This is a genomic window from Kineococcus terrestris, from assembly GCF_041020755.1.
Classification (GTDB): Bacteria; Actinomycetota; Actinomycetes; order Actinomycetales; family Kineococcaceae; genus Kineococcus; species Kineococcus terrestris.
This window is the reverse complement of the sequence record NZ_JBEUEI010000001.1, coordinates 151,089-165,274: the sequence shown is the minus strand read 5'-3', so window position 1 is coordinate 165,274 and position 14,186 is coordinate 151,089. Positions and strand designations below refer to the sequence as shown.

The window sequence follows — 14,186 nt, the reverse complement described above, 5'->3', positions numbered from 1 at the left end:
GACGTGGCGGTTCAGGACGTCGCGGCCCGCACCGCCTCGTCCGCGCGCTGCTGCACCGGCAGCGGCACGCGCCGCAGGACGTCGGCCAGGCGGCCCCGCGGCACCCAGCGCGTCTGGTCGCGGACCGCCCGGGCGAGGTCCTCGTCGTGGGCGCGCAGCGTCGCCATCAGCGCCGCGTAGGCGGCGGGGTGGTCCAGCACGTCGGCGGGGCTGGAGGCGAGCGTCACCGGTCCCCGCGGTGCCGGCCCGACGCCGGGGTCGGCGCCGCGCCACTCGTGCCGGCCGGAGACGACGTCGAGGACCTCCTCGCGCGCCCACGGCAGGCGCACGCGCGCCGTGGTGCCGGTGGGCACGACGGCGGTCACGACCAGCTCGCCGTCCTCGCGCCGCCAGCCGGCCTCGGCCCGCCCGTAGGGGGTGTCGTGGACGAAGCGCGCCGAGTCGAGCCCGGGCAGGGGGTGCGGGGCGACCTCGATGCGCCGGTACCCGGGCGCCGCCGGGGCCAGGCCCGCGACGACGCGGTGCAGCCAGTCCGCGACCGCGCCGAACGCGTAGTGGTTGAACGAGGTCATCTGGCCGGGGTTCACCGACCCGTCCTCCAGGAGGCTGTCCCAGCGCTCCCACACGGTCGTGGCGCCCATCGTCACCGGGTACAGCCACGAGGGGCACTCGGTCTGCAGCAGCAGCCGCGCCGCGGCCTCGTCGTGGCCCGTGGCCGTCAGCGCGTCGCACACCAGCGGGGTGCCGACGAACCCGGTCGCGACGCGGTACCCGGCGGCGCGCACGAGGTGCGCGAGGCGCCCGCCCAGCGCGGCCCGCACCTCCGGGTCGGTGACGATGCCGTACCGGATCGCCAGCGCGTACGCGGTCTGGGTGTCGCCGACCACGCGCCCCGCGGGGGTGACGTGCTCGCGCAGCCAGGCCCGGCGCACCTCCTCGGCCGCGTCGCCGTACCGCCCGGCGTCCTCCTCCCGGCCCAGCAGCCGGGCGGTGCGCGCCAGCAGGTCCGCGGAGCGGAACAGCTCCGCGGTGGCGACGAGGTCGGGGTCGGTGCGCGCCTCGCCGGGGCGGTCCGGCGGGGCGGCGGGGTCCAGCCAGTCGCCGAACTGGAAACCGCCCTCCCACAGCCGGCGCTCCCCGGCGGCGGCCAGTTCCACGTCCACCCAGGCGCGCATGCTCGCGTACTGGGCGGCCAGCACGCCGGTGTCGCCGAACCGCTCGTGCAGGACGGCGGGGACGACGGTGGCCGCGTCGCCCCACGCGGCGGCGGGCACCACGTGCGGGCGCACGCTCGGCACCACGTACGGCACCACGCCGTCGTGGTCGGCCTGCTCCAGGGCCAGGTCGCGCAGCCAGGAGGTGAGGAACCCGTCGCAGTCCAGCAGCGCCGAGGCGGTCGGTGCGAACACCTGGATGTCGCCGGTCCAGCCCAGCCGCTCGTCGCGCTGGGGGCAGTCGGTCGGCAGGTGCAGGAAGTTGCCGACGGTGCCGCGCACGACGTTGTCGTGGAACCGCGACAGCAGCTCGTGGGAGCACTCGAACCAGCCGGTGCGGCGCAGGTCGCTGGAGACCACGACGGCGACCACGTCGGCGGGGTCGAGGTCGCCGGGCCAGCCGTCGACCTCGGCGTAGCGGAACCCGTGGAACGTCGACCACGGTTCCCACGTCTCGCGGCCGGTGCCGGCCAGCACGTACCGGTCGGTGGCCTCCGCGCTGCGCAGCGGACGCGTGCACAGCTCCCCGTCCTCCAGGACCTCCGCGTGCCGCAGCGTCACGGTGGCCCCGGCCGGTCCGGAGACGGTGAACCGCACCCACCCGACGAGGTCCTCGCCGAAGTCGAGGACCGTGCGCCCGGACGGTGTGGTGAGCACCTCGGCGACGGGCACCTCGCGCAGCCGGCGGGCGCCGGGCGACAGCCGCGCCTCCGGCACCGGGCACGGTCCGTCCACGCGCACCGGGGCCCAGGCGGAGTCGTCGAACCCGGGGGAGGACCAGCCGGGCAGCGCCCGGCGCGCGTCGAACGTCTCGCCGGGGTAGATGCCGCTGCGCCGCAGCGGACCCTCCCCGGTGGCGCGCCAGTCCCCGTCCGTGGTGATCGTCCGGGTGGTGCCGTCGGCCAGCTCCACGACCAGCTGCAGCGCGGCGGCGGGCTGCTCGCCGTAGCGGCGCGTGCCCATCCGGTCCAGCGGGAACGTCTCGCAGAACCAGCCGCCGGCCAGCCGCACGCCGACGGCGTTCTCCCCGGCCGTCAGCAGGCCGGTGACGTCGGTGCTCTCGTGCAGCAGGCGGTGGTCGTAGGCCGTCCAGCCCGGCTTGAGGACCTCGTCGTCGACCTCGCGGCCGTTCACCTCGACCTGGTAGACGCCCTGCGCGGTCGCGTACAGCCACGCGCGCCGCACCGGCGCGTCGAGCGTGAACCCGCGCCGCAGCAGCACCGGCTGCGCGGGGCCCGCGGGATCCGCGAGGCCGACGGTGGCCGCGGACCACTCCCCGTCGGCGAGGAACCCGGCGACCACGGGCCGCGGCTCGCTCCAGCCCGAGACGGAGCCGTCCCGGCCCGTGACCCGCACCCGCAGCGCGTGCTCCTCGCGCGGGCGCAGGTCCTCGAACGGCCAGCCGACGAGGACGGAGTCCTCGCCCTCCAGCACGGCGGTGCGGGTGCCGGCCGGGCCGGTCAGCTCGACCTCCGCCGAGGCCTGCCACCACCCGGGGGTCGCGCACTCCGTGACCCAGCTGATCCGGGGCCGGGCGGTGGCGACGGTGGTGCGGTCGGTGGCGTGCTCGGCGGTCACGCGGACCACCTGGGGTGTCGCGGGCACGGGGGAGTCCTCCCGGTCGGTGGCCGGCGCGTCAGCCCTTGACGGCGCCGGAGGTCATCCCGCCCACGATCTGCCGGTTGAAGAAGACGTACAGCAGCAGCATCGGGATCGTGATGAGCAGGATGTTCATGAAGAGCAGGTTGTACTGCGTCGTGAACTGGCTCTGGAAGTTGTAGAGGGTCAGCTGCACGGTCGCGTTGCGCTCGCCGGGCAGGAAGTACAGCGGCGTCACGAAGTCGTTGAAGACGTTGACGGCCTGCACGACGACCACCGTGACGACGACCGGCTTGAGCAGCGGCAGCACCACGGTGAAGAACAGCCGCAGCGGCCCCGCGCCGTCGATGACCGCGGCCTCGTCGACCTCGCGGGGGATGGTGGCGATGAAGGCGCGGAAGAGCAGGATCGAGAAGGACAGCCCGAAGGCGATCTGCACGAGGATGAGGCCGGGCATCGTGCGGAACAGCCCGATGGCCTGCAGGACCCAGATGGTCGGCACGACGGCCGGCGGGATGATGAGCCCGGACAGCACGAGGAAGTTGACGAAGGGGTTCCACCGGCTGGGGCGCCGCTGCAGGACGAAGGCGACCATCGCGGCCAGCACGACCATGCCGGCGACGCTGGCGACGGTGAGGATGGTCGAGTTGATGAAGGCGATGACGAGGATGTAGTTGCGCGTCTCCAGCACCTCGACGAAGTTCTGGACCACCGCCATCTCGGTGGGCCAGGAGAACTCCAGGCGGTTGGCCTCGGCCCGCGTCTTCATCGCCGTCAGGAGGATGAAGACGAAGGGGACGATGAAGACGACCCCGGTGACGACGATCGCCAGCGCGCCGCCGCCCCAGCGGTAGAGGGCCTTCACAGCTCCACCTCCCGGCGGTTGAGCAGCCAGGTCAGCGGCAGGACGATCGCCGTGACGAGGAGGAAGAGGACGACGTTGCCCGCGGTGGACAGGCCGTAGAAGCCCGCCTGGTACTGCTTGTAGATCACCGAGGCGATGACGTCGGAGGTGAAGCCCGGCCCGCCGCGGGTCATCGCCCAGATGAGCTCGAAGGAGCGCAGGCCGCCGATGAGCGAGAGCGTGATGACGGTGGCGGTGGCCCCGCGGGCCAGCGGCAGCGTGATGTGCAGGAAGTTCTTCAGCGGCCCGGCGCCGTCGACGCGGGCCGCCTCGAAGTACTCGCGCGGGATGGTGACGATGCCGGCGATGAAGATGAGGGTCGCCAGGCCCACGCCCTTCCAGACGTCCACGAGCGCCACCGAGTACAGCGCCCACCGCGGGTCGGTCAGCCAGCCGGGGCCCTCGATGCCGACGGCCGCCAGCGCCTCGTTGATGAACCCGCCGAAGGGGTCCATGAGGACCTGGAAGGTGATGCCGACGCCGATGGTGCTGACGAGGACGGGGAAGAAGACGACCGAGCGCAGGTACCCGCGGGCGGCCACCTGGGAGGTGAGGAACAGGGCCAGCAGCATCCCCAGGACCACCTTGGCCCCGGAGGTCAGCACGGCGTAGACGACGGTGTTGCGCAGGCCGGTGACCAGCTGCGGCTCGTCGAAGAAGAGCCGGAAGTTGTCCAGGCCGATGAACTCGCTGTCGAAGAGGGTCCAGCGGGTGAGGCTGAACCAGAACGACGCGAACGTCGGCAGGACGAACAGGACGCCGAACACGACCGCCGCGGGCAGGTAGAACCAGGTCGGGTACGGGCTGCGCCGGCGGCGCCCCCGCCCCCGGCCGGGTCCTCCCGGCCGGGGCGCGGAGGCCGCCCGGGCGGCGCGCGCCGGGCTGTCGGTCGCCACCGGGTCCGTCACCAGCCCTCGAGGCCCAGCTGCTGGGCCTGCTTGGCGACGTCCTCGTCGTACAGGCGCGCCGCGTCGTCCGCCGGGCGGATGCCGGAGCCGACCTCGACGGTCAGGTTCTCGAGGTTGGGACCCTTGACGGGGGAGAGGAACTCCAGCGCGGGGGTGGCGCGCTCCTCGTCCAGGTACACCTGGATGTCGTCGGCGGCCGCGGGGGTCTCCTCGGGCAGCTCGCAGCCCTGGACGGGGTAGGGGCCGGTGGGCAGGGAGCCCTCGCTCTGCGCGTCGCAGCCGGCGGGGCTGGCGATGAAGGCCACGAGCCGCTTGGCGGCGTCGAGCTCCGCGCCCTCGGTCGTCGCCGGGATGTAGGCGGCGTCGGGGGTCCAGACGGTGATGCCGTTGGTGGCGGCGTCGTCGCCCGGCAGGCCGAACACGCCGATGTCGTCGATCGCGTCGGGGAAGCTCTGGGCCAGCTCGGACACGACGCCGGTGAGGATCGGGAAGTGCACGCCCTCGCCCTCGGCCAGCAGCGCCAGGCCGTCCGGGTACAGGGCGGAGGGGAAGTTCTCGTTGAACAGGCCCTCCTCGAAGGCCTCCTGCTGGTGCTCGAAGCCGCGCAGCGCCGCGGGCGAGGTGGCGTAGCCGACCTGGTTGGCGGTGTAGCGCTCGGGGAAGTCCGGCTCGGCCGCGAGGACGTTGTGGAAGTCGCCGAGGACGAACAGCTGGGACGTCCACGTCTCGCCGTAGGTCTGGATGATGCCCGCCCGGCCGGAGTCGCGGGCCGCGCGGCTGTTGGCCAGGAACTCGTCCCACGTCCGCGGGACCTCCAGGCCCAGCTCCTCGTAGACGGCCTTGTTGTAGAGGACGGCGCCGGCCTGCACGGCGCCGAAGGGGGCGCCGTAGGTGCCGTCCTCGCCGCCGGCCGCGTCGAGGAAGGCCTGGTCGACGTTCCCGACCCACTCCTGGTCGGACAGGTCCACGAGCTGCTGCTGGGGGTTGAGCGCCTGCAGCAGGGACCCGCTGTTGTAGACGAACACCTCGGGCATGTCGCCGGTGGCCAGCCGGGTCTTGATGAGGTTGTCGCCCTCGGTCCCGCCGGGGCGCGTCTCGACGGTGACGTCGACGTCGGTGTTCTCGGCCTCGAAGGCCTCGGCGACGGCCTCGGCGGCCAGGACGTTCTCCTCGGCGTTGCCGACGAGCAGGGTGATCGCGGTGACGCCCTCCTCGCTGGAGGAGCCCAGCGAGCCCGCGCTGCACGCGGACAGGGGCAGCGCGGCGAGGGCCGCCGCGGCGATGAGCGCACGGGTGCGGGGTCGGGCCATGTCGCTGGTCTCCTCATCGAGATCAACTGCCGGGCGGGTCCCTCCCGCCCGGACTGAGACGTTTCAACCTCAGGTGCCCACGACAGTAGGTCGGTCCGGCCGCAGCGTCAACGCCTGTGCCGGACCGACCCCCGCGCGGACGCGCGGTAAACGTTTCCCTTGCCCCGCAGCGGGCCTCGTGGCGCGGTGGGCGCGCTCTCAGCCCTGGCTGCGGCGGCGCGCGCGCAGGTCCACCACGCGCGGACCGGCCGAGCGCACCCGCCCCTTGCCGGAACCCTTCGCCTCGTACATCGCCGCGTCGGCCTCCTGCAGGACCCGGGCGGCGTCCTGGCCGGGCGCGGCCACGGCCAGGCCCACGCTGATGCCGACGGGGAAGCTCCACCCGGCGACCTCGAACGGCTGCGCCATCGACTCCACGATCCGCTGCGCCACGGCCAGCGCCGCGTCGCCGTCGGGCAGGTCGGGGCACACGACGGCGAACTCGTCGCCGCCCAGGCGCGCGACGGTGTCGCCGGGGCGGACCGCGGCGGCCAGGCGCTCGGCCACCCCGATGAGCACGTGGTCGCCCGCGGCGTGCCCGCCGGTGTCGTTGACGGGCTTGAAGTCGTCCAGGTCGCAGTACAGGAGGGCGACCTCGCGCCCGGAGCGCCGCGCGCCGGTCAGGGCGTGGCGCAGCCGGTCCTCCAGCAGCGTCCGGTTCGGCAGGCCCGTCAGGTGGTCGTGCAGCGCGGCCTCGCGCAGGCGGCGCTGCACGAGGCGGCGCTGGGTCACGTCGACGACCTGCACGACCGCGGCGACCTCGCCGGTGGCCGGGTCGCCGGCGGTGGGCCAGGCGGCCGCGGCCAGCTCCAGCCAGGTGCCCTCCCCGTCGGGGCCGCCGTGGCGCAGCTCGGCGTGCCAGTGGGCGGCCTCGCCCTCGCGCACCCGCTCGACCATGTCGACGACCGCGGCGGTGAACCCCTCGCGGTGCTCGTCGGCGACCTGCTCGGACCAGTCGCTGCCCACCGCCACCCCGCGGCCCAGCAGGCTCGTCAGGCGGTCGTTGACGCGGGCGACGACGGCGGTGCCGTCGGCGCGCAGCCGCAGCAGGGCGACGCCGAGCAGGGCGTCGTCGAAGGTGCGGCGGAACAGCTCCTCGCGCCGGCGGGCGTCCACCACGGCGCGGTCGCGCGAGCGCACCACCAGCGACATCACCAGCGTCACGGCACCGGCCGTCAGCAGCAGCCCCTGCAGGGCGCGGGTGGCCTGCTCGGCGCCCAGCTGCCCGGAGGCGCCCGCGCTGCCGGCCGTGGCGACCAGGGCCACCACGAGCAGGCAGCTGAGCGCCCGTCCGGTGCCCAGCCGCGCCGCGGCCCACAGCACGGGGACGACGACGAGGAACGACCACGGCCCGGGGGCCGGGGTCCAGAGGACGGCGGTCGAGACGCCGGCGGCGGCGAGCAGCGCGACGGCGTGCTCGAGGACGAGCGCGCGCTGGCGGCGCAGCGCGGGGCCCGGCACGGGCAGCAGGAGCAGCGGCGCGACGAGCATCACCCCGAGCAGCTGCGCGGGCAGGTGGTGCACGAGGCCCTGGCCGCCGAGCGCCTGCAGGCAGGCGCCGGCCAGCGTCCCGGCCAGGCCGGCGGCGAGCAGGCGCCAGGCGTCGCGGCCCCGGCGCAGCCGCAGGGGCCGCCCGCCGGTGAGCAGCCCCGCGACGGAGCCGCCGACGGCCACCTGCAGGGCCTGGGCGGTGGCGAAGAGGGTGGCTGTGCCGGCGTCCCCGCCGGCGCGGGCGCCGAGCAGCGCGCCGACGAGGGTCCCGGCCACCACCCACCAGCGGCGGGCGGGCCGGCGCGCGGCCAGGGCGAGGGCGACGCCGGCGGCCGGCCACCAGGGCGCGCCGCCCGGCTCGGCGGCGCCCACGAGGTGCGGCACGAGGGCGGTGAGCAGGGCCACGACCAGGGCGGTGCTGACGGCCAGCCGCACCCCGCCGCCGCGCACGCGGTCCTCGCGCGACGTCCGCGGCTGCGCCGGACGGGTGGTGGCGGCCGCTGTCTCGACACGCTCCGTGGTCGTGATCACGCACGCTGCATCGGCAGGTCGCGTCCCGGGCTTGAGCGCCCGGTCGGGGGAACCCGCCGCGGCGCCGCGGCGTCGTAGCGGGCGTGGTGGTCCGGGGGTGGTGCGCGTCCGCGCGTGCGGGCGCGTGTACCCCTCCCCGGCCGCCGCGTCGAGCCCGGCGGGCCCGCCACGCCCGCGGACGGGGGTCGCCGTCCCCCGGATGGGGCATCATGAGAGGCCCGTACACGGTGCCCCCGGGCACCGCCGAGGCGCGGAGGTGCCACCGGTGAGCAGCGAGGGTTGGCCGGACGAGCGGCTGACGGCGCCGGACGCGCCGTCGGTGCTCCGCCACCGCGCGGGCCCGGCGGACGACCCCGACCGCTACGAGCTGCTCGGGGAGACCGAGGGCGCCGACGAGGCGTGGCACGTGCTCGACCACCGCGCCCCGGCCGGGGAGGCGCTGTTCACCCTCGCCGCCCTGCGCCCGGCCGCCGAGCCGGCCGCCGACCGGCTGTCCGACCAGACGCCCGACGGCGAGGACGGCGAGGACGGCGAGGACGGCGCCGGCGGCGCCGCGGACCCCCCGCTCGACCCGGCCGGGGTCTGGCGCGAGCGCGCCGCCGGCCTGGCCCGGGTCCGGCACGAGGCGCTCGCCCGCGTCGTGACGTCCTTCGCCGGTCCCGCCCCGCACCCGCCGGGCCGCCTGGACCTGGACGCGCCCCTGTGGCAGTACGCCGTCCTCGAGCAGGCCTCCGGCCGCTCCGTGGCCGACTGGCTGCGCGACGACCCCGGCGCCGGGCTGGAGGACCGCTTCGTCGTCCTGGCCACGGCCGCCGGTGTCCTGCAGGAGCTGCACCGCGGGTCGGGGCAGTCCCCGCCCCTCGTGCACGGCGACATCACGCCCCGCTCGGTGCGGCTGGCCGGGTTCCGCCCCGCCGACGGCGTCCGCCTGGCCGGCGCCAGCCTCGGCGGGCTGCGCACCGGGCCGCTGCGGCCCTCCGTCGGCCCGTACACGGCGCCGGAGGTGCGCGCGGGCGCGCTGCCCTCCTCCGCCGGGGACGTCTTCGGCCTCGGCGCCACCGCGGTCTTCCTGCTCACCGGGCAGCCGCCGGCCGTCGGCCCCGACGGCGGGCTCGACACCGCGCTGGTGCGCCGCCAGCTCGCCGTGGCCCCGGCCACCGCCCCGCACGCCGGGCTGGCCGACCTGCTCCTGCAGGCGCTGGCCGACGACCCGGCGCAGCGTCCCGACCGGCTGCCGGCGTGGGTGAACGGTCTGCGCGCGCTGGCGGACACCGGCGCGGGGTCGCACTTCGGCCTCGACGGCGCGGCCACCGCGGCCCTCGGGGCCGCCGCCCTGCACGAGGCCGTGCCCGCCGGCTCGTCCCGGGCCGCGCACCGCCGCGAGAGCGGCGTGCTGGCGGACGTGCGCTCGCTGCCGCGCCGCCCCGTGGCCGCCGTCGTCGGCGCGCTGGTCCTGGCCACCGCGGGCACCGGCATCGCCATCGCCGCCGTCCAGCAGGGCCGGCTGGCCGACGTCCCCAACCCCGTGGCCATCGTGCAGCCGCCGCCGGTGACCACCACCGCCGCGCCGCCGTCCGTGGCCCTGCCCGAGGAGGCTCCCGCCCCGGCCGAGGCGCCCACCGGGACGGGCGGGGGCACCGGGGGCTCGGGCAGCGCCGGCGGTTCCGCGCGCACGGGCGAGCGCACCGCGCCCCCGGCGACCTCCGCCGTCCCCTCGGGCACGCCGTCCGGGCTCGAGGGCTCGCCCCCGCCGTCGGCGGTCGACCCCACCACGGGTCTGCCGCTGCCGCCGCCGGCCCGGCCGCCGGCGCCCTCCACGACCCCGCCGGACCCGTTCACGCCCGCCCCGGCCGTGCCGCCCCGGCCCACGACCGCGCCGCCGACGAGCGCGCCGACCGCGCCGCCGACGACCGCGCCGCCCCCGGTCACGCCCGCCCCGCCCACCCTCACGCCCCCGCCGCCGTCCTCGGCGCCGCCGCCCCGCCCGACGCGGCCGCCGCGGCCCACGCGCCCGCCGCGGCCGACCACGCCGCCGACCACCCCGCCGCCGGTCTCGACGCCCGCCCCTCCGGTGGTCACCCCCCCGCCGGTGGTCGAGCCCGAGCCGACGAGCGCGCCGCCGGAGGAGCCGCCGGAGGAGGAGGAGGAGGGCACCGCCGGCCCCACCGGCTCGCCGGAGCCCTCCGAGGACGTCACGCCCCCGGACGCCGAGGTCCCCCTGCCCTGACCCCGCCCGGGTCAGGACGCGCGCGCCCCGGCGGGCGGGCGCGCGCCGGCCCGCCCGTGGGCGGCGGCGACGAGCGCGTACCCGCACGCCAGCACCACCGCCACGACGCCCAGGCGGCCGTCGTCGGGCACCAGCAGCACCGACGCCCCGGCCGCCAGCACGTAGCTGACGTTGAAGACGAGGTCGTAGGCGGTGAAGACGCGCCCGCGGTAGGCGTCGTCCACACCGCGCTGCACCACCGTGTCCACCCCGATCTTGGCGCCCTGCCCGCCCACCCCGAGCAGGAACGCGGCCACCGCCAGCGCGACGACGTCCGTGGTCAGCCCCACGAGCAGCTGGGCCGCGCCGGCCAGCAGCAGGCAGCCGCGGATCCACGCGGTGACGCGCTCGCGCCGGGCGCCCCAGGGGGCCGCGAGCGCCGCCGCCCCCGACCCGGCGGCCACGGCCGTCAGCAGGACGCCGAGCACCGCCAGGCCCCGCGAGGGGTCCTCCACCGGGGCCAGCGTGCGCCGGCACAGCACCACGACGGCGACGGTCGTCAGCCCGAACGCCCACCGGTGCCAGGCCACCACGCCCAGCGCGGCGGCCGCCGCGCGCCGCTCGCGCAGGTGCGCGACCCCGGCCGCGACGTCGCGCGAGGCGCGCCGGACGACGGCGACGGGTCCGGTGCCGGAGCGCCCGCCGGACGGCCGGGGGGAGGGGTCGGGCCCCAGCAGGTCGCGGGGGAAGGCCAGCGCGACCAGCCCCGCGGCCGCGTACGCGGCGGCCGCCACGCACAGCGCGCCGACGTCGGCGCCGGCGTCCGTGCCGAGGACCGCGGCGACGCCCACGGTGACCGCGGCGCCCGCCCCGGCCGCGACGGTGCCGGCCGTCGGGGTGATCGAGTTGGCCAGGACCAGCCGGCCGGGGGCCACGACCCGCGGCAGCGCCGCCGACAGCCCGGCGAGCAGGGCGCGGTTGACCGACAGGGTCGCCAGCGCCAGCACCCCGAGGACGACGTCGCCGGCGCCGCGCGCCAGGGCGACCGCCACGCAGGCGGCCAGCGCGGCCCGCAGCAGGTTGCCCCACCCGAGCACGGAGCGGCGCGGGCGGCGGTCCAGCAGCACGCCCGCCCAGGGGCCGACGACCGTGAACGGCAGCAGCAGCACCGCCGAGGCCAGCGCGACGCCGGCGGGGGTGGCCTGCCGCTCGGGGGCGAAGAAGAACAGCGTCGCCAGACCGGCCTGGAAGGCGCCGTCGCTGGCCTGCCCGACCAGCCGCACCGCCATCAGGTGCCGGTAGCGCCGGGTCGCCAGCAGCTGCCGCAGCTCGGCGGGGACGCCGGCGTCCGCGCCGTCCCGGGCGTCCCCGCCGGGCCGTCCCGCCCTCACCGCGCGCTCACACCGTCACGGTACGCAGCGGGGTCGGCGGGGGCAGGCCCCCGTCGGTGGGGGAGCGGGCGGGGTGCGGTCGGCGCGTGGAGGTGTCGTGAGCGCCGCCGGCCGCGGCGCCCGCGCGGCGCGGAGCACCCCGCGGCCCGCGCATACTGGACGGGCCGGGGATCTCGAGGGGCGCACCGCTCCTGCCGATGGATCACCAGCACCCGACGTGCGTGCCGGTCCCGCACGCCGCCCCCACCACGGAGGAACGCACCGCAGTGGCTCGACGCCGTCCTGCCCCCGGGTCCGCGCAGCGCCGGCCGCAGCAGCCGGCCGCGCGCCGCCCCGCCGCCCGACCCGCCGCCCGGAAGGGCCGCCGCGGCCGCCGCGCGCTGGCCTGGCTCGCCGGCCTCGTCGCCGCCGGCGCCGTGCTGGGGGTCGGCGGGCTCGCCGCCGCCTACGCCGTCACCGACGTGCCGGACCCCAACGAGCTGGCCGACGCGCAGATCAGCACCGTCTACTTCAGCGACGGGCAGACGGAGCTGGGCACCTTCGCGGCCCGCAACCGCGAGGTCGTGGGCATCGACGAGGTGCCCGACGTCGTGCAGCACGCCGTGCTGGCCGCCGAGGACCGCTCCTTCTACGAGAACCGCGGGGTCTCCCCGACGGGCATCGCCCGCGCGGTGTGGAACAACGTGCGCGGCGGCTCGCAGCAGGGCGGCTCGACGATCACGCAGCAGTACGTGAAGAACTACTACCTGACCTCCGAGCGCTCCTACGCGCGCAAGGCGCAGGAGTTCATCCTCGCCCTGAAGATCGACCAGCAGCAGACCAAGGACGAGACGCTGCAGGACTACCTCAACACCGTCTACTTCGGCCGCGGCGCCTACGGCGTGCAGGCCGCCGCGCAGGCGTACTTCGGCCGCGACGTCGGCGAGCTGGACGTCTCCCAGGCCGCCCTGCTGGCGGCCGTCCTCAAGGCGCCCAGCGCCCTGGACCCCCTCAACGACCCCGAGGGCGCCGCCGCCCGCGTCGACTACGTGCTCGACGGCATGGTCTCCGAGGGCTGGCTGTCGGCGGACGACCGGGCCGCCGCCGGGCTGCCCGAGACGGTCCAGGAGCAGCGCGAGGACGCCCTGCGCGGGCCGGACGGCTACCTGCTGACGACGGTGCGCGCGGAGCTGGAGAGCGCCGCGGGCCTGACGCAGGAGCAGATCGACCGCGGCGGCTACCGCATCGTCACCACCTTCGACGCGCGGGCGCAGGAGGCGGCCGTGCAGGCCGTGCAGGACCAGCTGCCCGCCAGCGTCCCCGAGGGCCTGCAGGTCGCGCTGTCGGCGATCGACCCGGCCACCGGCGGGGTGCGGGCCATGTACGGCGGGGCCGACTACCTGCAGCGCAACCGCAACGCCGTGACGCAGGACATCGCCCAGGCCGGGTCGACGTTCAAGCCGTTCACCCTCGTCGCGGCGCTGGAGCAGGGCGTCTCGCTGCGCAGCACCTACAGCGGCGCCAGCCCGATGACGGTCGACGGCAACACGTTCCGCAACTTCGGCGGCTCCAGCTACGGGCGGATCAACCTCGTGACGGCCACCGCCAACTCGGTCAACACGACGTACGTGCAGCTGAACGACGAGGTCGGCCCCGAGGCCACCCGCCGGGTCGCGGTCGACGCCGGCTACCCGGCGGACACCAACACCCTCGGTGACGCGGACACGACCCTGTCCAACGTCCTGGGCACGGCCTCGCCGCACCCGATCGACGTCACGCAGGCGTACGCGACCTTCGCCGCGCAGGGCGTGCGCAACGACTGGCACACCATCGAGAGCATCGACGACGCCGACGGCACCCGCGTCTACACCGCCTCCCCGACGCAGCGGCGCGTGTTCGCCGAGGACGTCATGGCCGACACCACGTACGCCCTGCAGCAGGTCGTGCAGCAGGGCAGCGGCCGCTACGCCCGCAACCTGGGCCGCCCGGCCGCGGGCAAGACGGGCACGTCCTCGGGCAACATGTCCGCCTGGTTCGCCGGGTACACCCCGCAGCTGGCCGCCAGCGTCGCGATGTACCAGGTGGGCGAGTCCGGGCCGGAGAAGCTGTCCCTGGGCGGCGGGGAGGTCACCGGCGGCTCGTACCCGGTGCGCATCTGGACGTCGTTCGTGCGCGCCGCGCTGCAGGGGGTCCCGGAGGCGGACTTCCCCTCGCCCAGCTACGTGGGGTCCTCCAGCTCCTCGGGGACGGCGTCCACCCCGTCCTCCACCCCGTCGCGCACCGCGCAGGAGTCGCCCAGCGAGTCCCCGACGGCCACGGAGGAGCCGACGGAGGAGCCCACCGAGGAGGCTTCGGACGAGGCCACCGAGGAGCCGGCGGAGCAGCCGACCGGCACGCCGACCAGCACCGCCACCGGTTCGCCCACGGCGCCGCCGACCGCCCCGGACGGCGGCGGTGGTGACGGCGGCGGTGGTGACAGCGGCGGCGGTGGCGGCGACGCCGAAGCGTCGCCGCAGGCCGACGAGGGCGCGGACGCCGCGCCCGTCCCCTGACCACTCGTCCCCTGACCACCCGCGCCCTGACCACCCGCGGGCGGCCCGCCTGCGGCACGCTG

Annotated in this window: 8 protein-coding genes; 2 read left to right on the top strand and 6 right to left on the bottom strand. The window is 76.8% G+C overall.

Annotation, left to right across the window (positions count from 1 at the left end):
- Nucleotides 1-11: 11 nt before the first annotated feature.
- The 5 genes from AB8M62_RS00755 to AB8M62_RS00735 form a co-directional block, all read right to left on the bottom strand.
- Nucleotides 12-2,792, bottom strand: coding sequence for an alpha-L-rhamnosidase (locus AB8M62_RS00755; protein ID WP_369068319.1), 2,781 nt, complete (start codon nt 2,790-2,792; stop codon nt 12-14).
- Nucleotides 2,793-2,850: 58 nt separating this feature from the next.
- Nucleotides 2,851-3,678 carry a carbohydrate ABC transporter permease gene (locus AB8M62_RS00750; RefSeq protein WP_369053127.1) on the bottom strand — a complete coding sequence of 276 codons (828 nt, stop codon included), beginning with the start codon at nt 3,676-3,678 and terminating at the stop codon, nt 2,851-2,853.
- Nucleotides 3,675-4,628: a carbohydrate ABC transporter permease gene (locus AB8M62_RS00745; protein WP_373694822.1), complete on the bottom strand. Its 954-nt coding sequence runs from the start codon at nt 4,626-4,628 to the stop codon at nt 3,675-3,677. The genes AB8M62_RS00750 and AB8M62_RS00745 overlap by 4 nt, the downstream gene beginning before the upstream one ends.
- A complete protein-coding gene (locus AB8M62_RS00740) occupies nt 4,622-5,935 on the bottom strand; it encodes an ABC transporter substrate-binding protein (RefSeq protein WP_369068317.1) in 1,314 nt (437 codons plus the stop codon). Before AB8M62_RS00740 ends, AB8M62_RS00745 begins: the two co-directional genes overlap by 7 nt.
- Nucleotides 5,936-6,133: 198 nt before the next feature.
- On the bottom strand, nt 6,134-7,996 hold the full coding sequence (locus AB8M62_RS00735) for a diguanylate cyclase domain-containing protein (protein WP_369068316.1): 1,863 nt from the start codon (nt 7,994-7,996) through the stop codon (nt 6,134-6,136).
- Nucleotides 7,997-8,261: 265 nt separating this feature from the next.
- Here AB8M62_RS00735 and AB8M62_RS00730 point away from each other — a divergent pair, with 265 nt between their 5' ends.
- The gene (locus tag AB8M62_RS00730; RefSeq protein WP_369068315.1) at nt 8,262-10,223 is read left to right on the top strand and encodes a serine/threonine-protein kinase; all 1,962 of its coding nucleotides are present in this window, start codon (nt 8,262-8,264) and stop codon (nt 10,221-10,223) included.
- An 11-nt stretch (nt 10,224-10,234) separates the two neighbouring features.
- Here the strand turns inward: AB8M62_RS00730 and AB8M62_RS00725 are convergent, their stop codons facing one another.
- Nucleotides 10,235-11,593: an MFS transporter gene (locus AB8M62_RS00725; protein WP_369068314.1), complete on the bottom strand. Its 1,359-nt coding sequence runs from the start codon at nt 11,591-11,593 to the stop codon at nt 10,235-10,237.
- A 266-nt stretch (nt 11,594-11,859) separates the two neighbouring features.
- Here AB8M62_RS00725 and AB8M62_RS00720 point away from each other — a divergent pair, with 266 nt between their 5' ends.
- Nucleotides 11,860-14,124 (top strand): transglycosylase domain-containing protein, encoded by a 2,265-nt coding sequence (locus AB8M62_RS00720; protein WP_369053135.1) that lies wholly within the window; start codon nt 11,860-11,862, stop codon nt 14,122-14,124.
- The last annotated feature ends 62 nt before the right edge of the window (nt 14,125-14,186 follow it).